The 21,211-nt window shown below is 65.6% G+C and carries 22 protein-coding genes and 1 pseudogene; 11 read left to right on the plus strand and 12 right to left on the minus strand.

Features of this window, described 5'->3' with window-relative positions:
* Positions 1-23 precede the first annotated feature (23 nt).
* The gene (gene sfnG, locus AB0J47_RS23975; protein ID WP_364349894.1) at positions 24-1,139 is read left to right on the plus strand and encodes a dimethylsulfone monooxygenase SfnG; all 1,116 of its coding nucleotides are present in this window, start codon (positions 24-26) and stop codon (positions 1,137-1,139) included.
* On the plus strand, positions 1,139-2,347 hold the full coding sequence (locus AB0J47_RS23980; RefSeq protein WP_364349897.1) for an SfnB family sulfur acquisition oxidoreductase: 1,209 nt from the start codon (positions 1,139-1,141) through the stop codon (positions 2,345-2,347). Before sfnG ends, AB0J47_RS23980 begins: the two co-directional genes overlap by 1 nt.
* 68 nt (positions 2,348-2,415) lie before the next feature.
* Here the strand turns inward: AB0J47_RS23980 and AB0J47_RS23985 are convergent.
* Positions 2,416-2,541, minus strand: a pseudogene (locus AB0J47_RS23985) (transposase); the annotation flags it as partial.
* Between the two features lie 91 nt (positions 2,542-2,632).
* Here AB0J47_RS23985 and AB0J47_RS23990 point away from each other — a divergent pair.
* From AB0J47_RS23990 to AB0J47_RS24000, 3 genes are all read left to right on the plus strand, one after another.
* Positions 2,633-3,778, plus strand: a complete 1,146-nt coding sequence (locus AB0J47_RS23990) for an RNA-guided endonuclease TnpB family protein (RefSeq protein WP_364349900.1) — start codon at positions 2,633-2,635, stop codon at positions 3,776-3,778.
* Positions 3,779-3,839: 61 nt separating this feature from the next.
* Positions 3,840-4,376, plus strand: coding sequence for an NAD(P)H-dependent oxidoreductase (locus AB0J47_RS23995; RefSeq protein WP_364350147.1), 537 nt, complete (start codon positions 3,840-3,842; stop codon positions 4,374-4,376).
* Positions 4,369-4,890: a flavin reductase family protein gene (locus AB0J47_RS24000; RefSeq protein WP_364349903.1), complete on the plus strand. Its 522-nt coding sequence runs from the start codon at positions 4,369-4,371 to the stop codon at positions 4,888-4,890. Before AB0J47_RS23995 ends, AB0J47_RS24000 begins: the two co-directional genes overlap by 8 nt.
* 171 nt (positions 4,891-5,061) lie before the next feature.
* Here the strand turns inward: AB0J47_RS24000 and AB0J47_RS24005 are convergent, their stop codons facing one another.
* Complete coding sequence (locus AB0J47_RS24005; RefSeq protein ID WP_364349906.1) at positions 5,062-5,946, minus strand: aromatic prenyltransferase; 885 nt, start codon at positions 5,944-5,946, stop codon at positions 5,062-5,064.
* Positions 5,947-6,105: 159 nt separating this feature from the next.
* On the opposite strand from AB0J47_RS24005, the gene AB0J47_RS24010 reads away from it, so the two are divergent.
* Positions 6,106-6,558 carry a VOC family protein gene (locus AB0J47_RS24010; RefSeq protein ID WP_364349909.1) on the plus strand — a complete coding sequence of 151 codons (453 nt, stop codon included), beginning with the start codon at positions 6,106-6,108 and terminating at the stop codon, positions 6,556-6,558.
* Positions 6,559-6,654: 96 nt separating this feature from the next.
* Here AB0J47_RS24010 and AB0J47_RS24015 read toward each other — a convergent pair whose 3' ends face one another.
* A complete protein-coding gene (locus AB0J47_RS24015; RefSeq protein ID WP_364349912.1) occupies positions 6,655-7,347 on the minus strand; it encodes an NAD(P)H oxidoreductase in 693 nt (230 codons plus the stop codon).
* 132 nt (positions 7,348-7,479) lie between these two features.
* Here AB0J47_RS24015 and AB0J47_RS24020 point away from each other — a divergent pair, with 132 nt between their 5' ends.
* Positions 7,480-8,415 carry an AraC family transcriptional regulator gene (locus AB0J47_RS24020; RefSeq protein ID WP_364349915.1) on the plus strand — a complete coding sequence of 312 codons (936 nt, stop codon included), beginning with the start codon at positions 7,480-7,482 and terminating at the stop codon, positions 8,413-8,415.
* A gap of 85 nt (positions 8,416-8,500) precedes the next feature.
* Here the strand turns inward: AB0J47_RS24020 and AB0J47_RS24025 are convergent, their stop codons facing one another.
* On the minus strand, positions 8,501-8,881 hold the full coding sequence (locus AB0J47_RS24025; RefSeq protein ID WP_364349918.1) for a helix-turn-helix domain-containing protein: 381 nt from the start codon (positions 8,879-8,881) through the stop codon (positions 8,501-8,503).
* Positions 8,882-9,016: 135 nt separating this feature from the next.
* Between AB0J47_RS24025 and AB0J47_RS24030 the strand changes: the two genes are divergently transcribed.
* The gene (locus AB0J47_RS24030) at positions 9,017-9,424 is read left to right on the plus strand and encodes a RidA family protein (RefSeq protein WP_364350150.1); all 408 of its coding nucleotides are present in this window, start codon (positions 9,017-9,019) and stop codon (positions 9,422-9,424) included.
* Between the two features lie 180 nt (positions 9,425-9,604).
* Here the strand turns inward: AB0J47_RS24030 and AB0J47_RS24035 are convergent, their stop codons facing one another.
* Entirely contained in the window at positions 9,605-10,033 is a 429-nt protein-coding gene (locus AB0J47_RS24035) for an organic hydroperoxide resistance protein (protein ID WP_364349921.1), read from the minus strand.
* 155 nt (positions 10,034-10,188) lie between these two features.
* Here AB0J47_RS24035 and AB0J47_RS24040 point away from each other — a divergent pair, with 155 nt between their 5' ends.
* On the plus strand, positions 10,189-10,869 hold the full coding sequence (locus tag AB0J47_RS24040) for a winged helix-turn-helix transcriptional regulator (protein WP_364349924.1): 681 nt from the start codon (positions 10,189-10,191) through the stop codon (positions 10,867-10,869).
* A 103-nt stretch (positions 10,870-10,972) separates the two neighbouring features.
* Here the strand turns inward: AB0J47_RS24040 and AB0J47_RS24045 are convergent, their stop codons facing one another.
* From AB0J47_RS24045 to AB0J47_RS24060, 4 genes are read right to left on the minus strand one after another with little or no spacing between them, the layout of a single operon-like run.
* Positions 10,973-11,230: an HPr family phosphocarrier protein gene (locus tag AB0J47_RS24045; protein WP_364349927.1), complete on the minus strand. Its 258-nt coding sequence runs from the start codon at positions 11,228-11,230 to the stop codon at positions 10,973-10,975.
* A gap of 29 nt (positions 11,231-11,259) precedes the next feature.
* Positions 11,260-13,602, minus strand: a complete 2,343-nt coding sequence (locus AB0J47_RS24050; RefSeq protein ID WP_364349930.1) for a fructose-specific PTS transporter subunit EIIC — start codon at positions 13,600-13,602, stop codon at positions 11,260-11,262.
* Between the two features lie 11 nt (positions 13,603-13,613).
* Entirely contained in the window at positions 13,614-14,564 is a 951-nt protein-coding gene (locus AB0J47_RS24055) for a 1-phosphofructokinase family hexose kinase (protein WP_364349933.1), read from the minus strand.
* Positions 14,561-15,328 carry a DeoR/GlpR family DNA-binding transcription regulator gene (locus tag AB0J47_RS24060; RefSeq protein ID WP_364349936.1) on the minus strand — a complete coding sequence of 256 codons (768 nt, stop codon included), beginning with the start codon at positions 15,326-15,328 and terminating at the stop codon, positions 14,561-14,563. Before AB0J47_RS24060 ends, AB0J47_RS24055 begins: the two co-directional genes overlap by 4 nt.
* A gap of 145 nt (positions 15,329-15,473) precedes the next feature.
* Between AB0J47_RS24060 and AB0J47_RS24065 the strand changes: the two genes are divergently transcribed.
* Both AB0J47_RS24065 and AB0J47_RS24070 read left to right on the plus strand, forming a co-directional pair.
* A complete protein-coding gene (locus tag AB0J47_RS24065; RefSeq protein WP_364349939.1) occupies positions 15,474-17,186 on the plus strand; it encodes a putative PEP-binding protein in 1,713 nt (570 codons plus the stop codon).
* 93 nt (positions 17,187-17,279) lie between these two features.
* Positions 17,280-17,483, plus strand: a complete 204-nt coding sequence (locus tag AB0J47_RS24070; RefSeq protein ID WP_364349942.1) for a hypothetical protein — start codon at positions 17,280-17,282, stop codon at positions 17,481-17,483.
* A 28-nt stretch (positions 17,484-17,511) separates the two neighbouring features.
* Here the strand turns inward: AB0J47_RS24070 and AB0J47_RS24075 are convergent, their stop codons facing one another.
* The 3 genes from AB0J47_RS24075 to AB0J47_RS24085 form a co-directional block, all read right to left on the minus strand.
* Positions 17,512-18,060, minus strand: a complete 549-nt coding sequence (locus tag AB0J47_RS24075) for a DUF779 domain-containing protein (RefSeq protein WP_364349945.1) — start codon at positions 18,058-18,060, stop codon at positions 17,512-17,514.
* On the minus strand, positions 18,060-19,583 hold the full coding sequence (adh, locus tag AB0J47_RS24080; RefSeq protein WP_364349948.1) for an aldehyde dehydrogenase: 1,524 nt from the start codon (positions 19,581-19,583) through the stop codon (positions 18,060-18,062). Before adh ends, AB0J47_RS24075 begins: the two co-directional genes overlap by 1 nt.
* A gap of 91 nt (positions 19,584-19,674) precedes the next feature.
* Positions 19,675-20,964 (minus strand): transcriptional regulator, encoded by a 1,290-nt coding sequence (locus AB0J47_RS24085; RefSeq protein WP_364349951.1) that lies wholly within the window; start codon positions 20,962-20,964, stop codon positions 19,675-19,677.
* Between the last annotated feature and the right edge of the window lie 247 nt (positions 20,965-21,211).

Here is a 21,211-nt window from a genome sequence, read left to right on the forward strand (position 1 = left end):
TCCCCGACACCAATGGAGTAAGTATGACCACAGAGCACATCGCCGATCAGATCCGGTTCGCCTACTGGGTGCCGAATGTCAGCGGGGGGCTGGTCACCAGTGATATCGAACAACGCACCAGCTGGGACTTCGAATACAACAAGAAGTTGGCGCAAACCGCGGAGAACAACGGGTTCGATTACGCGCTGTCCCAGGTCCGCTATACAGCCTCCTACGGTGCGGAATACCAGCACGAGTCCACCTCGTTCAGTCTCGCGCTGCTCGGTGCGACCGAGCGGCTCAAGGTGATCGCCGCGATCCATCCCGGACTCTGGCACCCGGCCGTACTGGCCAAATTCGGTGCCACCGCCGATCACCTCTCCAACGGCCGGTTCGCCATCAATGTCGTATCCGGTTGGTTCGCAGGGGAATTCACCGCCCTCGGCGAGCCGTGGCTGGAGCACGACGAACGGTACCGCCGCAGCGCCGAATTCCTCGAGGTGATCCGCAAGATCTGGACAGAGGATGATGTCAACTACGGTGGCGATTTCTATCGCATCCGCGATTTCACGCTGAAGCCCAAGCCGCTGAACACCCCCGAACGTCCGAATCCCGAACTGTTCCAGGGTGGTAACTCGACCGCGGCGCGCCGCAATGGTGGCCGCTACGCCGACTGGTACTTCTCCAACGGCAAGGATTTCGACGGCGTCACCGAACAATTGGATGAGCTGCGCAGTATCGCCCAGGCGAATCAGCGCGAGGTCAAATTCGGTCTGAACGGTTTCATCATTGCTCGCGATACCGAGAAGGAAGCCCGCGATACCTTGCGCGAAATCATCGAGAAGGCGAATAAGCCTGCGGTGGAAGGCTTCCGGGACGCGGTGCAACAAGCCGGTGCGTCATCGAAGGACCGCAAGGGGATGTGGGCGGATTCGACGTTCGAAGATCTCGTGCAGTACAACGACGGATTCCGTACCAAGCTGATCGGCACACCCGAACAGGTCGCCGAGCGCATCGTGGCCTACAAGGAACTCGGCGTCGACCTGATTCTGGCCGGTTTCCTGCACTTCCAGGAGGAGGTCGAGTACTTCGGCGCGAAGGTGTTGCCGCTGGTTCGCGAACTGGAGGCCGCACGTACGCCCGCCACTGTGGGGCACTGATGACCGCCGTCGTCGCCGACCGTATCGAATCCGCTGCGCAGGCGTATTCGGTGGCGGCACAGCTTGCTTCGGAATTCGCCGACGGCGCGGCGGCACGTGATCTCGGCCGGGAGTTGCCCTTCGCCGAGGTGGATCGACTCGCGGCGAGTGGATTGCTCGCGATCACCGTGCCCGCGGCATTCGGGGGCGCGGATCTGCCGCCGAGTGCGGTGGCGGAGGTGGTGCGCATTCTGGCGGTCGCCGACCCGAATATCGCGCAGATTCCACACAGCCACTTCGTGTATCTGAACCTGTTGCGCTTGGCGGGTACCGCGGATCAGCAGGCGCGGTACTTCGGGCAAGTTCTGGCGGGCGCTCGGATTGCCAACGCGCAGTCCGAGCGCGGCACTGCGACTGTCGCCGATATCGCCACTACGGTGCGTCCGGTGGGGGATCGCTTCCGTATAGATGGCGTCAAGTTCTACTGTACGGGTTCGCTTTTCGCAGATCTGCTCGCGGTGCTGACCCGGCTCGATGATCCGGAGAGCCGCAGTGGACTGCCTGCGGGCGAGTACATCGCATATCTGCCAGCCGATACACCGGGCGTACGAATCATCGACGACTGGAACGGCATCGGCCAGCGCACCACCGGCAGCGGGACCATCGAATTCGCGGAAGTCGCGGTCGAGCCGACTCAATTGATTGCCCGCTCGGCGGCCGTGCACGCGCCGACAGGCTACGGTGCCTACGCACAACTGCTGCATGCCGCGATCGACACCGGCATCGCTCGTGGCGCGCTCAGTACCGCAACGGAATTCGTACGCACTTCCAGCCGTCCCTGGTTCGAATCGGGTGTCGACAGGGCGATCGACGATCCACTGCTCATCCAGCGTTTCGGTGAGCTCTCGGTCGCGGTGACAGCGGCCGAGGCCACGCTCACCGCCGCCGGTGTTGCCGTCGACGCCGCCGTCTCCGCTACCGAATCCGTTGCTGCGGCATCGCTTGCCGTAGCCACCGCCAAGGTGCTCGCCGATCGAGCCGCCAACGAGGTCTCGGCCGCATTGTTCGAGGTCGGCGGAACACGCAGTGCCGCAGCGGATCTGAACCTGCACCACTTCTGGCGCAATGCCCGCACCCACACCCTGCACGACCCGGTCCGGTGGAAATATCAGCACATCGGCCGGGCACTACTGCACGACACCACGCCGCCGTTGCACGGCGTGATCTGATCGAGCGAGAAGAGGATACGGAAGTGACCGAGAAACGTAGCGCGCAAGCCCGGTCCTTCGGGGTCGGGTTAGCGCATCAACTTCGGTCTTCCTGGGGTACGGGGCGGCCGTCGCTGCTGCTCGATGTATTGCTGGATGATCGACAGTGGCGCGCCGCCGCAGGAGGCAGCGAAATAGCTCGGGGGCCAGAAGTTTCCGTTCATGCTGTGCCGGTTCACTCAACCACGGCATCCGTCGCGAAGGCGGTCCGAATTCGAAACCATGGACCAATGATAAAGTCGAATTGTGCAGCTACGGTACAACTTCCGCGTCTATCCGACGCCGGGCCAGCAGATTGCGTTGGCTCGGGGGTTCGGGTGCGCGCGGGTGGTGTACAACGATTGCCTGCGGGTGCGGCAGGAAGCACATTCCGCCGGTGTGAAGGTGTCCGACACCGAGATTCAGCGTCGGGTGGTCACGTTGGCGAAGCGCAGCCCGGAGCGGGCGTGGCTGGCGGACGTGGCATCGGTGGTGCTCGTCCAAGCGTGTCAGGATGCGCGGGCCGGGTACCGGAACTGGTTCGATTCCCTATCCGGCAAACGCAACGGCTCCAGGCTGGGCGCGCCACGTTTCCGGTCTCGCAAGGACAACCGGCAGTCGATCCGGTTGACCCGCAACGGGTTTTCGCTGCGGCCGGGCGGGCGGCTGTATGTGGCGAAGATCGGCGAATTGGCTGTCCGGTGGTCACGGGAACTGCCGTCCGAACCGTCTTCGGTGACCGTGATCAGGGACGCGGCGGGGCGATACTTCGCGTCGTTCGTGGTGCAGGTGGACGATCAGCCGTCGCCGCCGGTCGATTCCGAGGTGGGTATCGACCTGGGGTTGTCGACGTTCGCGGTCCTGTCGGATGGGAAGCGGATCGAGTCGCCACGGTTCCTACGGCAGGCGGAACGCCGGTTACGGAGAGCGCAGAAAGCGTTGTTCCGCAGGGACAAGGGTTCGGCGAACCGGGCGAAAGCTCGGCTGAGCGTCGCCAAGGCTCACGCCAAAGTGGCCGACACACGCCGGGATTGGGCGCACAAGCAGTCCACGATGATCATCCGCGACAACCAAGCGGTGTTCGTCGAGGATCTGTGCGTCAAGGGTCTGGCACGCACCAGGATGGCGAAATCTGTCCACGACGCCGGGTGGGGCATGTTTACTCGGATGTTGGAGGAGAAGGCCCGGCGGTCTGGGCGGCATTTTGGGAAGGTCGACCGCTGGTTCCCGTCAACGCAACTGTGCTCAGTGTGCGGGGCGCTCAGCGGGAAGAAGCCATTGCATGTCCGAGAGTGGACGTGCCCGTGTGGCACCATCCACGACCGCGATCTGAACGCGGCAGTCAACATTCTCGCGGCGGGACGCGCCGAGAGTTTAAACGCCTGCGGAGGGACCGTAAGTCCTGCCGCCTAGCGGGAGGCGAGTCCCTGTGAAACAGGAACCCACCGGAGCGGCACATGGTGCCGCGGGAGGAATCCCGGTCGTTCACAGCCGGGAGGATGTCAAAGTTACGGTCGTCGTCGGTAATCCGAAGCCAGCCTCTCGTACCCTGACCGCGGCAACGCTGGTCGCCGCGGGATTACGCCCGGACGTGGAGCCGGAGGTGATCGATCTGGTCTCCTACGGCGCGGGCCTGCTGTCCTGGGGTGATCCAGAGGTCGCGGCCGCCGTTCACACGGTGGCCAGTTCGGAGCTGGTGGTCTTCGCCAGTCCCACCTTCAAGGCCACCTACACCGGGCTGTTGAAGCTGTTCCTCGAACAATTCGAGGGCGGTACCGGACTGGCCGATGTGGTGGTGGTGCCGCTCATGCTCGGCGCGGGCCCGGTCCATGCGCTCGCCCCGGATCTGCTGCTCAAGCCGGTGTTGGTCGAACTCGGTGCGACGGCGGCGCTGCCCGGTCTCTACCTGTCGGACAGTACTTTTCAGGAAGACGGCGCCATCGCGCGCTACACCGAACGCTGGCGCCCGGTCGCCGCTGCCCTCGCCTCGAAGGCGGCCAATCATGCGTGAGCTCTTCGAATTCCCGTCCGACGGTTCCGGCCTACGTCGTGTCTTCGCCAGCTTCCCCAGCGGTGTCGTCGCGGTCTGCGCCGAAATCGAAGGGACGCCACATGGCTTGGCGGTGAGCACCTTCGTCCCGGTCTCGCTGGACCCGCCGCTGGTGTCGTTCTGCGTGCAGAACAGCTCGGCGACTTGGCCGAAGCTGGATACCGCAACGCACCTCGGTCTGAGCCTGCTCGGCACCGATCAGGAGCACGCGGCTCGGGCACTGAGCAACCGCAACGGCAACCGCTTCCACAATGTGGAGGTGCACCGTGGCGCGGCCGACGCGATCTTCATCGAGGGCGCGACGGCGTGGATCGAGGGCGCGGTCGAGGCACGTATCCCCGCGGGCGACCACACAGTGGTCATCCTCCGGATCAACCGCCTCGCCGCCCGCGCCGATGCCGAACCACTGATCTTCCACGGCAGCAAATTCCGCAGCCTGCACCCGCACCGGGAGATCACCGAGATCGCCAGCTGACATTCGATGAGCTAGCGCCTCGTCCGGATGGCTTGTGCGCCACCCGCTCCGGCTGTTCGCCGAGCGTAGTGATGTGGCCGTCGAATGCGGCGTGGGCGACCACGATTGGACTGCGTTCGACGGAACCCCCGAACCAAGGCTCGATACGGCAGAAGCTATCCGGGCGAGATACTAGGTTGGGCGGGGTGCGGTGCCGCCTGGGAAGGTGGCGACGCGGACGCCCGCGTATTCGGCCTGGACCTTGTAGTAGCGGTTGGTCGGGCCGTAGGTGGCGTAGAAGACGAAGCCGCGGGTTTCGGGCTCGGCGAATGGTGCATCGGCGACGAAACGGGCCAGGACCGGGTCGAGGTCGGTTGGGAAGCTGGACGGTTCGCAGCGCACCGGGAAGCAGATGCGCTCCATGCGTGATGAGGTCCAAGAGAAGGTGCGGTAGAGGTTGAAGGTGCGGGCGAGTAAGGCCAATTCGGTTTCGGTGGGTGCGGTGAAGTCGAGTTCGGCCAGGATTCCGGTGATATCCGCGGGAGTTAGGTAGCCGGGCTCGAAGACATTCGAGTACAGGTTCATCGTGCGGGCGTCGAAATCTACTGCGAGAATCCCGATTCGGCCGCCGTAGCGGGACAGATGGTCCGCGTGCGCGCGCGCGGACTCCGGGATTCCGGAGAAGGCGAGAATCCGCTCGACGCTGATCAGTTCGGGAAAGACCAGCCAGATCTTCTGCACCCCACTGGCGATCGCGAGATCGACACCCGAGCTGACCGGGACTTCGGCGGAGATCTCGGCAAGCAACTGCTCCATCGGATGGCCCGTATAGGTGAGAAGTCCTGCGCCACGCAGTTTCTCGATGAGCTCGGTGGGCTCGCCGGGGTGCATCACCCGGGCGTTGACTTCGCGCTCGGGCACCGGATGCGTGGTGGTGCGCACGCCCACAACCGAATTGGTCCATAGCTCAGCCAGTGTTTCCAGTACCGGATCCGCGATCGCGGGGTCGTAGCGAACCTCGGCCAGGCGCGCATACTTTTGCAGATCCTTCCGGAGTCGATCGAGTGTCCTTGCCATGACGCTCATCGTCCCGGAAACGTCCGCCCGATCGCAGCGCTTCGCATGATCTCGCGGGCGAATTCAGGGCGTTGGCAGCCCATTCGATGGTGAAGTTCGGTTACCGATCGCGGACCCGGCGTCCGTGAGGTGCGCCCGCTGTTGCGGTAGGTTTCGGCGGTGGCTTTGAACTGGAAACTGGTCGTCGACACCAGGAACGCCTCCGCCCTCGCCGATTTCTGGGCCGCGGCGCTGGACTACGAGGTGGAAGACCCGAGCACCCTCGTCGAGCGACTACTGGCCGCCGGGCAGCTCCCCGCGGCCGCGGTCGTCGACCATCACGGACGCAAAACCTTCCGCGGCTACGCCGCCATCCGCCACCCCGACGACCCCTTCGACCCGATCAGCGGCGTCGGCCAGGGGCGGCGAATGCTCTTCCAGGACGTTCCGGAGGAAAAATCCGGTAAGAACCGTCTACACATCGACGTGCACAGCGAGCCTGGCACCCTTGATGCGCTGGTCTCGCGATTGGAAGCATTGGGAGCAACCCGGATCCGCGAAATCGATAAGGGACCAGCCGGTCACTGGTGGGTTATGCGCGACCCCGAAGGCAACGAGTTCTGCGCCGCATAGGATTTCCTCTTCAGTGTCGAACACGGGGCCGACTCGCGGTTGCGGCGGTGGCCGGGTTCGGTCCGCGCCCAGCGCCGGGAGGTATGCCTTCAGTGGTCAGGCCGGAACCCTGTCGGCGGCGAGGAAATCGTCGACGAAGCCGAGCGCCCGCTCTTCCAAGCCCGCATAGTGGGCTTCGCGGACCGCGCCGGTGAGGGCCTCGTCGAGCAGCAGATTGCCCGCGGCATCCACGCGCTGCCGCTTTTCTTCCGCGCCGGGCAACAACCCCACCGAGGACTGTGTGAGGCCGCAGTAATAGGCGATACCGTCGTTGAGTTGCGCGCTCAGCGCATCCTGCATGAGCTCGACGACCGCGTCGTCGTCTGCCACGCCCGCCAGGCCCAGCCACAGCATCCGCTTGCCCGCGAGCCGGGGTTTGCTGCGGCCGTAGGCGAATCCGTAGTTCCACACTCGATCGATCCAGCCCTTCAGAATTGCCGGGACCTGCATCCAGTACACCGGGAACACCGCGACGATCACGTCGGCGGCGAGGATGCGCCGCATGTGATTCTCGACTTCGGGGGAGTATGCCTTCTCCCGGTTGCCCCATTCCGGGAGGTCGGCGGCGCTCATCCGGGGATCGAAGTTCTCGGCGTGCAGGTCCAGCAGATCGATCCGGTAGCCGAGCGCGGCGAGCCGCCGGGTGGCCAGCTCGGCGATATGGGCCGTGAGCGAGTCGGGCCGGGGATGAGCGACGACGACCAGCGCGGTACGGGTGGTCGCGATGTCCACGGTCGAGTTGTGCTGCATGGGTGCCTCCTCTGTGGGTCCGGAGTTCCGGACGATCGGTTGTGCGGTCTGGGTTTCATTCCACACTCCGGGCAATGGACGATCTATGGGTAAGGATCTACATTCGATAGGAGTTCGTCTACCGTCGATGGTGTGGATCCATTGAGCAAACTGCTGAGCGGTATCCGTGCCGAGGGAGCTGTGCTCACCAACGCGGTCTTGGAAGCACCGTGGAGCATCCGGTTCGCCGACGAAGCGCCGCTGACCATGGTCACCGTGCTGCGCGGTGGGGGGACACTGCTGCTGTCCGGCGGTCTCGAGCATCGGATCACGGTGGGAGACACCGCGATCGTGCGCGGCCCGGAAACGTTCGTCCTAGTCGACCGCGCGGATACTGTCGGCCGACCGCACGAGGAGTACGAAGTCGCCTGCTTCGCGCCGGACGCGAAATGCGATCCCGCGCTGGACAGTGGTCGCTGGGGGAACGACCCCGCCGGTGAGACCGCTCTGATTGTCGGCGCCTATCGGGCCTCCAGTCGGCGCCACGAACGGCTGCTGCGTGCTCTACCACCCGTCCTGGTCGTGACCGACGATGTGGAGGTGTGCGCGTGGATGGAGTCGATCGCCGCGGATGCGGCCCGACGTCCGGCCGGAGCGCAGGCGATGATGGACCGGCTGCTCGACTGGGCGTTGGTGTGCACGCTGCGCAACTGGTTCGACAAGCTGGACGCTGACGCGCCGGGTTGGTATCGCGGGCCGGCCGATCCGGTGGTCGGGCCGGCGTTGGAGGCCATGCACGGAAGGCCGGCCGCCGGTTGGACGGTCGCGTCGCTGGCCGCCGAGGCGAGGGTATCGCGGGCGCTGTTCGCCCGGCGGTTCTCCGAGGTCATGGCGCAGTCGCCGCTGGCGTATCTCACCGAATGCAGGATGGATGAGGCGGAGGAACTACTGGCCGACCGGAGTCTCACGGTGGCGCAGGTCGCGAAGGCTGTCGGTTATGCGGACGCTTTCGGTTTCAGCGCGGCGTTCAAGCGCCATCGAGGTATCCGCCCCAGCGATTTCCGCGCCACCGCCGATCTCGGAGCGTGAACCGGTACCCAGCCATCAGGGCCTGCACGATCGGGCTGTCACCGACTTCGGCACTGAAGTCCGCGCGCTCCGCATTCACCGACCGTTAGGCTTCGAAGTGCCGCCGGGCGGACTCGATGTGCTGGAAGTACCGGTAGGTCCACTCGCACATTCCGTCGACGGTCGCTCGAAGTCCGTGGCCCGCTTCGGTAAGGGTGTATTCGACCCGGGGCGGGACGGTGGGGTGGACGGTCCGCTCGGCCAGGCCGTTGCGCTCCAACATACGCAGGTTCTGGGTGAGCATCTTGTGGCTGATGCCCTCGACTCGGCTGCGCAGCTCGCTGAAGCGCAGGGTGCCCTCCCCTAGGGCCTCGATGATCAACAGCGCCCACTTGTTGGCGACATCGGAGAAGATCTCCCGCGCCAGGGAGTCGGCTCGCCGCAGGTTGGCATCCTCGGCCGAGCCGCTGAGCTGCTTGGTCACCATAAGGTTCCTCAGTCACTGAAAAGTGCGTTCTTCCATGTCAACGCACACTCTCCTACAGTTCCTGAGTAACTACAAGAGACCAAAGGTCGTTTGACGAACACGGGCTTCAGGAGCCCGGACAAGGAGGCGGACAGCATGGCTATCACCCTGAAGAATCCCGATGGACTGCCGAAAATCGATGTCTACCGGCAGGTGGCGATCGCCTCGGGTTCGAAGTTGGTCTTCATCGCCGGGCAGGTCGCCTGGGACGCGGAAGGGGTCACGGTGGGCGAGGGCGACCTTGCCGCGCAGGTTGAGCAGTGCTACCTCAACATCGCCACCGCGCTGGGCGAGGCCGGCGGTTCCTTTGGCGACGTAGCGAAACTGACCTTCTATGTCGTCGACTGGACTGCCGACAAGATGCCCGCGCTCCTGGAGGGAATCTCCCGGGCGACCGCGAAGCTGGGGGTCACTCCGGTGCCGCCGACCACGCTGATCGGCGTCGCGGCGCTGGATGTTCCCGAGCATCTGGTCGAGATCGAAGCCACCGCGGTCCTCGACTGAATATGTACCGCTGAGCGGCCGAGCGGTGAGCTACCAATGGCATACCGGCTAATGATCCACTGCCTGGGAACAGCCTCTGAAACCGCGGTCCGCCAGCTTCTGGACGGGCTGTTACCGGCTCCGGCACTGAATCTGTTGTGATGCCCCGCTTCTCGCATCGGGAGAGGAGCGGGGAAGTGGTCACAACCGGGTGCCATTGACCACCAGTGCGACGTCGATATTGTCGCGTGTGGCGTTGGAGTACGGGCAGACCTGGTGGGCCGTCTCGACAAGTTCGACTGCCTGGTCGCCGGTGAGCGAGGGCAGTGAGATTCGCAGTTCGACGCCGAGTTCGAAGCGGCCGCCGTCGATTGGGATCAGTGAGACCGATGAGTCGATCTCCGCGTCGTTCGCCTCGAGGTTCCCGCGCTGCCCTAGCAGGGCAAGTGTAGTGCCGAAACAGGCGGCGTAGCCGATTGCGAAGAGCTGCTCGGGGTTGGCTCCCGCACCGTCTCCGCCCAGCTCTTTGGGCTGCCGTAGTTCCAGATCCAGCCGTCCGTCGGATGTGTGCCCTCGGCCGTTCCTTCCCCCAGTGACGTGCGCTTCCGCCGTGTACAGCGCCTCGGTCATATTGAACTCCCTTCGATAGCTACCAGTAAAAGAACTTGGCACTTCTAGAATAGGAAGTCAATGGGTTAAAGTTTGGAATCTGACGAGGGCGCCAAGCCGTTCGTCCTGGCCTTCGTTCATCCAAGAACGGGAAGCGTGGAGTCTAGAATTAGGAAGTGGACCAGCGAACCTATAACCAGTACTGCGCGACCGCGCGCACCCTCGACCTTGTCGGCGAGCGCTGGACGCTGCTGTTGATCCGCGAACTGCTGACCGGGCCCAAACGGTTCGGCGACCTGCAGGCCAGCATGCGCGGCTTGGGCACTGGACTGCTGGCCGCCCGCCTCAAACATCTCGAGCGCGAGGGACTCGCACAAAAGATCACGCTCCCACCGCCCGCCCGAACCCCCGCGTACGCCCTCACCGAGGCTGGCGAGGAACTCGGACCGCCGATCCTGGGACTGGCTCGATGGGGCCTGAAGTGGGCGATGGGTGAACGCCGCGAGACCGAGACGTTCCATCCGGGCTGGGCGGTGCTCGGCCTACAGGCCTGCTTCGATGCCGAGGTCGCCGCCGGGCTGCGCGCGGTGTACGAGTTCCGGATCGACGATGAGATCTTCCATGCCCGGATCGACGACGGGACGATCGAGGCGCTGCACGGACCTGCTCAGCACCCTGATGCGACTATCACGATCAGCGAGGAAGCGTTCCTCGACGTGACGAGTCAGGGGCGAACCTTCGCCGACGCGATCGAGACCGGTGCTGCGTCGGCGTCCGGGGACAGCGAGGCCTTGCGCAGGCTGAAGGGCCTGTTCCGATTGCCGCCCTCGCGTTCCCGCACGCCCGATCACACGTGATTGTGCCGGCTGGAGCCGTCGCGCACCTAGGTCGATGGAGAGTGCGCGTAGGTTCGCGAATCAGCCGATGAGACAAGGGAATCGGCGTCAACGGACCGGTCGTTCAGGCGTCGAGGTCGGTAGCTACGAGTTTAGCTACGAGCTCGAGGGCGTTGGCGTCGTCGCTGGTGACGACTACGTCGGTGCCGTGGGCCGCGCCAAGGGTCATGATCATGAGGGCCGAGCCCGCGTCTACGGGGTCGCCGCCAACGAGGGAGAGGGTGACCTCGGCGCCGGAGTCGGTGACGGTTTCGGCGATGATGTTGGCGGGGCGAGCGTGCAGGCCGATGGCGGAGGCGACGGTGACAGTGGTGCTGGCCATGGGGGATTCTCCTTGGGTGAGAGGGGACTTCAGGCGGTGGCGAGGGCGGGGGTGCGTGGCTTGATGAATTCCTTTGCGGCGGTGACGCAGAGGGCGGCGACGGCGGTGCCCGCGACGAGGGCGGCGAGGAACCAGACGATGTGGCCGACCGCGAAGAAGACGAAGATGCCGCCGTGCGGTGCGCTGAGCGTGGTTCCGGTCGCCATGATCAGCGCACCGGTGACCGCGCCACCGGCCATCATCGAGGGGATCACGCGCAGCGGATCGGCGGCCGCGAAGGGGATCGCTCCTTCGGAGATGAAGGAGGCACCGAGAAGCCATGCGGCCTTGCCATTTTCACGTTCCGCCGTGGTGAACAGCCGGGGCCGCAGAACCGTGGCCAACGCCATGGCCAGCGGCGGGACCATGCCGGCGGCCATGACGGCCGCCATGATGCGCAGCGAGGCCGGATCAGTGACCGACAGTCCGGCCACGGCGAAGGAATACGCGGCCTTGTTGACCGGGCCGCCGAGGTCGAAGCACATCATGAGGCCGAGGATGGCGCCGAGGGCGAGGGCGGAGGTGCCGGTCAGGCTGTTGAGCCAATTGGTGAGTCCGCTGGTGATCGCGGCGAGCGGCTTGCCGAGGAAGATGAACATCAACGCGCCGACAATCAGTGAGGCGGACAGCGGGATGACCACGACCGGCATGAGTCCCCGCGCCCATTGTGGGGCAGGCAGTTTCGCCACCCACAGGGCCGCGAATCCGGCGATCAGACCACCGACGAGGCCGCCGAGGAATCCGGCGCCGACGAAGACGGCCACCGCACCGGCGGTGAATCCTGGTGCCAGGCCTGGTCGGTCGGCGATGGCGAAGGCGATATATCCGGCGAGGGCGGGTACCAGGAAGCTGAACGCGAGCGAACCCAGTTGGAACAGCACCGCGCCGAGATAGGTCGGTAGGCCGCCGTCGGGTAGTGCGGTCAGCGAGTTGTCGAGCACGATCTTCTTGGCGTGGTCGGCGATTTCGTAGCCGCCGAACAGGAATCCGAGCGCGATGAGCAAGCCCCCCGCGGCGACGAACGGGATCATATAGCTGACGCCGGTGAGCAGGATCTGGCGCAATCGGGTACCCCAGCCGAGTGTGGCGGGTGCTGAATCGCCATCGCTGCGTGCCGATCCCGCGACGGTCGCCGCCGTGGGGTCGAGGGCGGCGCGCAGTGCGTCGGCGACCATGGTGTCGGGCTCGTTGATCGCGCGTTTGACTCCGGATTCCACAACCGGCTTGCCCGCGAATCGTTCCCGACCGCGTACACCGACGTCGGTGGCGAAGATGACCGCGCTCGCGGCGGCGATGGTTTCGGCCCTCAGCGGGGTGCTGCCGCTGGAACCCTGGGTCTCGACGTGCACCGTGACACCCGCGCGGTCACCGGCGGCGACGAGGGAGTCGGCGGCCATGTAGGTGTGGGCGATGCCCGTCGGACAAGCCGTGACCGCGACGATTGTTTGCCCGGCCGGTGCGTCGGCCGAAACGCCGTCGCGCGCAGGTGTTGTCGCGCTGTCCGAGCTGCCGCGTCCGGCCGCTGTCGAAGGTGTGCTGTTCGAATCCGGTTCGCGTGCGGATGTGGTGCCTTTCGAAGCCGCTCGGGACGCGGATGCGCCGTTCGAAACGGCTACGTCTGTGGGAGTACGGTTCGAACCGGGATCCTGTGCCGGTGCGCCGATCGAAGCGGCTGCTGGCGGTAGAGTTCCATTCGGAGCTGTCTGGGGCGTTGATGCACTGTCCGGAGCTGCCTCGGGCGTCGGTGAGCTGCCGGAAGGGGCCTGCGTAACGGCGGCGTTCGCGGCGTTACCGTTCGAAGCAGCTCGTGACACCCGGGCGTCGCTCGAAACAGACCCCACTGCAGGGGTTTTGGGCGTCATCGCAGGCTTCTGCGTAAGCACATCCGTAACCAGCGAAACCACCTCATCAGCGCTCGCGGCACCCCGCAGCGAACTCACGAACTCCGGCCGAACAAGCGCCCGAGCCAAACTCGACAACAACTTCATATGCTCGGCCCCGGCACCTTCCGGCGCGGCGATGAGGAATACGAGATCGGCGGGCCCATCGGCAGCACCGAAATCCACCGCAGGTTCCAACCGGGCGAACCCGAGCGACGCACTGGTCACGGCCGCATTCCGGCAATGCGGAATCGCAATCCCACCGGGAAGCCCTGTCGCGGATTGCGATTCGCGTGCCAGCGCCGCATCACGTAATGCGTCGGCAGATGTGGCGCGTCCATTGTCGGTGAGTCGCTGCGCCAGCGTCGCGATGACCGTTTCCTTGGCGCTGCCGAGGTCGGTATCGAGGCTGATCAGCTCGGTGGTGATGATCGAATCATGGGAGTGGGCCATCGCAGTGTCCTTCAGCGACTGTGCAGGGATTCCAACGTCGTGACGGCCACGGCGCGGGGGTCGGTGTGGTGTGGGCCGGGCAGCCCGGTCCCGGGCAGCGCGGCGGCCGCGCTGCCATAGGCGACGGCGCGGCGCAGCCGATCCGGTGCGTCCAGCCCATCGAGATCGGCGAGCAGGTATCCGGCCAGCGCGGAATCGCCTGCTCCCACGGTGCTGCGCGGGGTAATGGCGGGTGCGGCGGCATGCCATGCACCGTCCATTGTGACCAGCACGGCCCCGGCCGCGCCGAGTGTCGCGAGCACGGCATCGACGCCGCGAGCGACCAGCGTGCTCGCCGCGCGAGCCGCGGCGATGGGATCCTCGAGTTCGGCGGGGTCGCCGTGGGTGAGCTGGGCCAGCTCTTCGGCATTCGGCTTGAGCAGTTGCGGCGCAGCCGATTCCAGCTCGGCGGCCAGTGCGAGCAGGGGAGCGTCGGAGGTGTCCACCGCGACCCGAGTGCCCCGCAGCCGGTGCAGCAGATATGCGTACCAGTCCGTGGGGACGGCGGGCGGCAAGGACCCGGACAGCACCACCCAGCTCGCCCTATCGGCGAGTTCATCGAGCTGATTCGCCAGTGCGGCAAGGCATTCGGCGGACAGCGATGATCCGGGTTCATTGATCTTCGTGGTGGTGCCGTCGCGTTCGGCGACGGTGAGGTTGGTGCGCGCCGGGAAGGTGCACGGCACCGCGCGGTGCTCGATATCGGCATCGGTGAGCATGCGCAGCAACGGATCACCGGCATTGCCGGGCAGCACAGCAACGGTCTCGACACCGGCGGCGGCGATCACCCGAGAGACATTGACGCCCTTGCCGCCGGGCTGCGACAGCACGGCCTCGGCACGGTGTACAGCGCCGCGCCGCAATGGATCGGGCAGGCTGACGGTGCGGTCGATACTGGGATTCGCGGTGAGCGTGACGATCATGCCGTGACCACCTCGATGCCGTACTCGGTGAGTTCGTTGTGCACTGAAGGCAGCAGCCCGGTATCGGTGACCAGCACGTCGAACTCCTCGACCGAGCCGAAGCTCAGCAGATCCTCGCGCCCGACCTTGGTGGCATCAGCGACCACTACGACCCGGTGGGCACTGGCGATCATGGCGCGCTTGACCGCCGCCTCATCGGGATCTGGGGTGGACAGTCCGTGGCCGATGGTCAGCGCATTGGTCCCGATGAATGCCACATCGACCCGCAGTTCGCCGAGTACGCGCAGCGCCTCCGCGCCGACCGCGGCCTGCGTGACACCTCGCACCCGACCGCCGATCAGATGCAACCGCACACCGCCGAATCCACTGAGCCGGGCCGCGATGGGCACCGAGTTCGTGACGGCGACGAGTTCGCGGTCCGTGGGCAGGGCGGCTGCCACCCGCGCGGTGGTGGTCCCGGCATCGAACAGCACGCTGCCGCCGGTCGGTGGCAGATAGTCCAGGGCGGCCTTGGCGATGCGGTCCTTCTCGGCGGCACGTGTGTGCTCACGCTCGGTGGTTCCGAGTTCGATCGCGGTGAGCGCCGCCGCGGGCACCGCACCGCCGTGCACCCGGCGGATCAGTCCCATCCGATCGAGGACCGCCAGATCCCGGCGCACGGTTTCGGTGGTGACCCCGTATTGCTCGGACAGATCGGCGACCGATACGCGCCCGCGTTGCCCGACCAGGGCGGCGATGGCCTGCTGGCGCTCCTCTGCGTACATCCGACCCTCCGATTGGCAATGTGTGTTTATGTTGTTTTATGCCCGTCTGTGTTGCTTTGTCAAGAGATTTGAGTAGTCTGGATCACATCGAGCCGAGCTGAGTATCGGTTGCACTCACTCGACATCGGCGTGGAGGAGGAATCGAATGTCCGGATCACCGCAGGCCACGGGTTCCGCGCGGGTAGCGCGCAGTGCCATGACATTGCGCGGCACCCCGGCGGTGCCCGGAATCGCCGCCGCGCCCACCGTGCGTCCGGCGCCACGGATCCGCGTGGACCTTCGTTCCGAACCGGTCGCCGAGTCCGATCGGGCATCCCAATACGAAGCCTTCCTTGCCGCGACATCGGTGGTTGCACGGCGCTTGCGCGAGCGTGCCACCCGTGCGAGCGGCGCGGCCGCGGAGGTGCTCGCCGCGAATGCCGCCATGGCTGCCGATCGCGGCTGGCTCGCCGCCGCCGAAAAATTGATCGCCGCGGGCAGTCCCGCCGCCGTCGCGGCGACCGCGGCAACCGATCAATTCGCCGAGGTTTTCACCAAGCTGGGCGGGCTGATGGCCGAACGCGTCACCGACCTGCGCGATGTATGCGACAGGGTGATCGCCGAATTGGCCGGAGCGCCCGAACCGGGCATTCCTACGCCCACGCGGCCATCCATCCTGCTGGCCGAGGACCTCGCCCCGGCCGATACCGCCGGTCTGGATCCGAATCTCATTGTCGGCCTCGCTACTTCGCGCGGCGGGCCGACCAGCCACACGGCGATCATCGCCCGGCAACTCGGCATCCCGTGCGTGGTCGCGATCGCTGGGCTCGACGATGTGCCCGCTGGCGTCGACGTGCTGATCGATGGGGCGGCCGGACAGGTCGCCATCGGCCCGGACCCGGAAACCGCCGCCCGCGCAGTGGCCGAGTACCGCAAGCAGGAATCGCGTACTGCGGCCTGGACCGGTCCGGGCGCGACCGCCGACGGGCATCGGGTCGAGATTCTCGCCAACGTTCAGGATGGGGCCGGAGCCCGCGCGACGCGCTCACAACCGGCCGAGGGCATCGGCCTGTTCCGCACCGAATTATGTTTCCTGGACCGCGAATCCGAGCCTAGCGTTACCGAACAGGCCGGGATCTATCGCGAGGTCTTCGATGCCTACGCCGGGTCGAAGGTGGTGATCCGCACCCTCGACGCCGGTTCAGATAAACCTCTGCGTTTCGCCGACCATGCCAACGAGGCGAACCCGGCACTCGGCGTGCGCGGCATCCGCATCGCGGCCCACCACACCGGAATCCTGGACCGCCAACTCGATGCGATCGCCCAGGCCGCCACCGACCGCACGCCGACGCCGTGGGTCATGGCCCCGATGATTTCCACTGCGGCCGAGGCGAAGTCGTTCGCCGCCGAGGTGCGAGCGCGCGGGCTGGTCCCGGGCGTCATGATCGAGGTCCCCGCCGCCGCCCTACTGGCCGAGGCCATTCTGGAACACGTCGACTTCCTCTCGATCGGCACCAACGACCTCGCCCAATACACGATGGCCGCCGATCGTATGTCCGCCGACCTCGCCGCACTCACCGACCCCTGGCAACCCGCGGTGCTAGCGCTCGTCGCCCGCACCGCGGCCGCGGGCGTGACTGCGCACAAGCCCGTTGGTGTCTGCGGCGAAGCCGCCGCTGATCCGCTATTGGCCTGTGTCTTAACCGGATTCGGCATCGGCTCGCTCTCCGCTGCCGGTGCCGCGGTGGCCGCCGTGGGTGCCGCCCTATCCACGGTCAGCCTGGAAGACTGTCGCCGTGCCGCAGCCGCTGTCCTGTCGACCTCCGACCCGGACAGCGCCCGCGCCGCCGCCCGAGTGGCCCTTCAGTCCGGTGAATGAGCGACGGTTGCATCGCGATTGCTGAATGTGCCGCTTGGTGATCCAGCAAACCTGAGCGAAACGGTTCGGGAGTGTTGCGGCGATCTGGTGAATATGGCCACCGACACCATGAATCTCGCCGAGCGACGTCAAGCGATCCGACGACTTGTCGCGGTCTGCCACGTAGTCAACAAGCTGGTAGAGCTAGCCGAGACGGAATCGTCCGAACCGTTGATCGCACAGGCTCACACCACGCGCCGGGTGCTCCAGGATTTGGTACTCGACCTGGTGGCGATCGAGCCGCGAACTGGAGTCTGAGCCGGAAACGGCAGGCTCGCAGTAAAAGTTAGCTGTCGAGCGACGGCCGCGTTCGGCTACCGGGGACCGGGCAGGCATCGGCTGCCTCGGCGACTACCTGTGGTTCGCTCGACACCGCCGGACGTTCCCCGCGCTCCCAGCCCGCGCCCGTCACCGGCTCGGCCGCGGCGAGCGCAACTAGCTCGTCGTCATCGAAAACCCTTCCACGACTGAGGAATCGAAACCCTTCCGGCGATTCCAGACTGAAGCCGGAACCGCGACCCGGCACGACATCGAGGACGAGTTGGGTGTGCTGCCAGGCAGCGAACTGAGGTCCCGAGATCCACACCGGCGCAATATCCGCCGGCTCCGGTGCGGTGGCTGGTAACTCATCGACATGCAACCGCAGATCGAGCAATCCGAGTAGCACATCGTGATCGCCGATGATGAATTCGCCTGCGGGATAACACATCGGGGCCGATCCGTCACAGCAGCCACCGGACTGGTGCAGCATCAACGGACCATGCAGTCCGCGGAGGCGACGGAGTAGATCCATCGCCGCCGCGGTGGCGCGCACGCGCCGGGGAACTGCGGCCATCAGAAGAAGCCTTGCGCCTTCGACGCGTAGCCGACCAGCAGGTTCTTCGTCTGCTGATAGTGGTCGAGCATCATGCGGTGATTCTCGCGGCCGATACCGGACTGCTTGTAGCCGCCGAATGCCGCATGCGCCGGGTACTGGTGGTAGGTGTTGGTCCACACGCGTCCGGCCTGGATATCGCGTCCGGCCCGGTAGGCCACCGAACCGTCGCGCGACCATACGCCCGCGCCGAGTCCGTAGAGGGTGTCGTTGGCGATCTTGATGGCTTCGTCGTAATCCGCGAAGGAGGTCACCGAGACAACGGGTCCGAAGATCTCCTCCTGGAATATCCGCATCGAGTTGCTGCCCGCGAAAACCGTTGGCTGCACGTAGTATCCGCCGGACAGGTCGCCGCCGAGATCGGCGCGCTCGCCTCCGGTCAGCAATGTCGCGCCCTCACCCTTGCCGATTTCGAGGTAGGACAGGATCTTTTCGAGCTGATCATTGCTGGCCTGTGCGCCGATCATGGTTTCGGTATCGAGCGGATCCCCCTGGCGCACAGCCTTGGTGCGCACCACGGCCGCGGCGAGGAATTCGTCGTAGATATCGGCCTGGATGAGCGCGCGCGACGGGCAGGTGCAGACCTCACCCTGGTTCAGCGCGAACATGGTGAAGCCCTCGAGTGCCTTGTCCTGGAAGTCGTCATTGGCGGCGAGGACATCGCTGAAGAAGATATTCGGGCTCTTACCGCCGAGTTCCAGCGTGACCGGTATCAGGTTCTGCGAGGCGTACTGCATGATCAGGCGCCCGGTGGTGGTCTCACCCGTGAAGGCGATCTTCTTGATCCGGGGGCTGGAAGCCAGCGGCTTACCCGCCTCGACACCGAAACCATTGACGATATTGACCACACCGGGTGGCAGCAGATCACCGATCAGGCCGATCAGGAACATGATCGAGGCGGGGGTCTGCTCGGCGGGCTTGAGCACGACCGCATTACCGGCGGCGAGTGCGGGCGCGAGCTTCCAGGTGGCCATCAGAATCGGGAAGTTCCACGGAATGATCTGGCCGACCACACCGAGCGGCTCGTGGAAGTGGTAGGCGACGGTGTCGGCGTCGATCTGCGACAGCGAACCCTCTTGTGCCCGAATGGCGCCGGCGAAGTAGCGGAAGTGATCGATGGCCAGCGGGATGTCGGCGGCCAGGGTTTCCCGGATCGGCTTGCCGTTGTCCCAGGCCTCCGCGAGGGCGATCGCGTCCAGGTTCTCCTCGATGCGGTCGGCGATCTTGTTGAGGATGATGGCGCGCTCGGCGACCGAGGTCTTGCCCCAGGCGGGCGCGGCGGCGTGCGCGGCATCGAGGGCGAGTTCGATATCCTCCGCGGTGCCGCGCGCGACCTCACAGAATGGCTGACCGGTTACGGGCGTTGGGTTTTCGAAGTACTGCCCCTTGACCGGCGCGACCCATTCGCCGCCGATCCAGTTGTCGTATCGGGTCTGGAACGACATGGCGGCGCCGGGTGTGCCTGGACGGGCGAAGACGGTCATCGAATGCTCCTCGATCTGCTGACTTTTCTACGTCAGATGTGATCCGGAACACTAGAAGCGTCCATGTTGCACGACAGTTGCAAAAAACTGGTCAGATGCCCAATTTGCGATCGAGCAGCCGCAATTGTGTCTTTACCTGGGCATACAGCGAGGACTGCCGGTCCAGGGAGGAGAGGTAGGCGGTCCATGCGGCAACGTCCTCGCGGCCATCGACCGAACCGGTCCAGCGGGCGAGTAGGCGGCGGTCACCGGCTGTCAGCAGGGCCGCACGCAGGCGTCCGCGCAACTCGACGCGCAGGTCATCGATGCCCGGTGCGAGCGATCGCGGCAGGATCGGGCCGGGATAGGCGCGCAACGCCGCCGACGTATCGCCGCGGGCGAGAGCGCGCCGAACCTCGTCGACATCGGTATCGAGATCCATCAGCAGCCGATACGGACGCGAACCGAGACCATTGGCGCCCAACATCTTTCGCACCCGCGACATCTCCGCGCGCACCGTCACCGGATCCAGTTCGGATTCGTCGAGCAGCATGGCGAGATGGTCGGCGCTCAGTCCCTCCGGGAAATTGGCCAGCAGCAAAAGGATTTCGGCATGCCGCTGCGATAGACGGATGCGCTCACCATCGCGGATCAGGGTCGGCCGGGCCGGGCCCAGTGCCTCGAGGCGTGCCGTCGACGCGAGTGGTTTCGGCATGTCGAGCATGAGCAGTCGCAGTTCGGATTCCGCGGCCGACACCGTCGCGCGAATCAGTGACAACACTTCCGGCGCCGCGACACGCGGTCCGCCGGTGATATCGATGGCGCCGATGATCCGGCCACTGCGCGGATCATGTACGGGCGCAGCGGAACAACTCCATTCGTGCACCACGCGACTGAAGTGTTCGGCCCCGAAGATCTGCACGTGGTGATCGAGGGCGAGCGCGGTGCCGGGCGCATTGGTGCCGACCCGGTCCTCGCTCCAGTCCGCACCCTCGATGAAATTCATGGCCAGCGCCCGGTCCTTGACCTTCGAATCGCCCTCCACCCACAGCAAACGGCCTTCGGCATCACTGATCGCGACGAGCAGTCCGGCATCAGCGGCATCTTCGACCAGCAGTTTGCGCACCACCGGTCGAATCAGCGCGGTCGGATGCGTGGCCCGATACCGTTGCAGTTCAAGGCCATCGAGGTCGACACCGGCGCCGAAGCGATCCGGATCGACGCCGTTGCTGCGGCTGCGCCGCCAGGAATCCAGCACCACCGGGCGCACCGGATCGATCGGCAGCTGCTCGTCGCTTTCGATGAAGCAGCGATGCGCACAGGACACCTGTCGCGCCAATTGCGCGAGGTCGTCCTCTGGTCGAACGGCCACCCAGGGGTTGCTGTGCGCTGCTGTGCTCAATCGGTGTCCTTCGTGTCGCCCCTATCTACTGTAATGCCGGTCACATGTCGTATGGCCAAGGGTGGGGCGCTCGGTACGCGCGGACCGGACAGCCCACGTAGGCTGGCTCTGCTCTGCGCAGGCGCACGGATGCGTCTGCGGTCGCGCACCATGCTCATCGCTTCTGCACAACGACTGGAGTCACGTCTCTTGACCACGCCAGAGTCGGCAACCACCACTCGCTCCCACCCTGTCCCGCACGGCTCGC

The sequence above is a fragment of the Nocardia sp. NPDC049737 genome (genome assembly GCF_040674755.1).
Taxonomy (GTDB): Bacteria; Actinomycetota; Actinomycetes; order Mycobacteriales; family Mycobacteriaceae; genus Nocardia.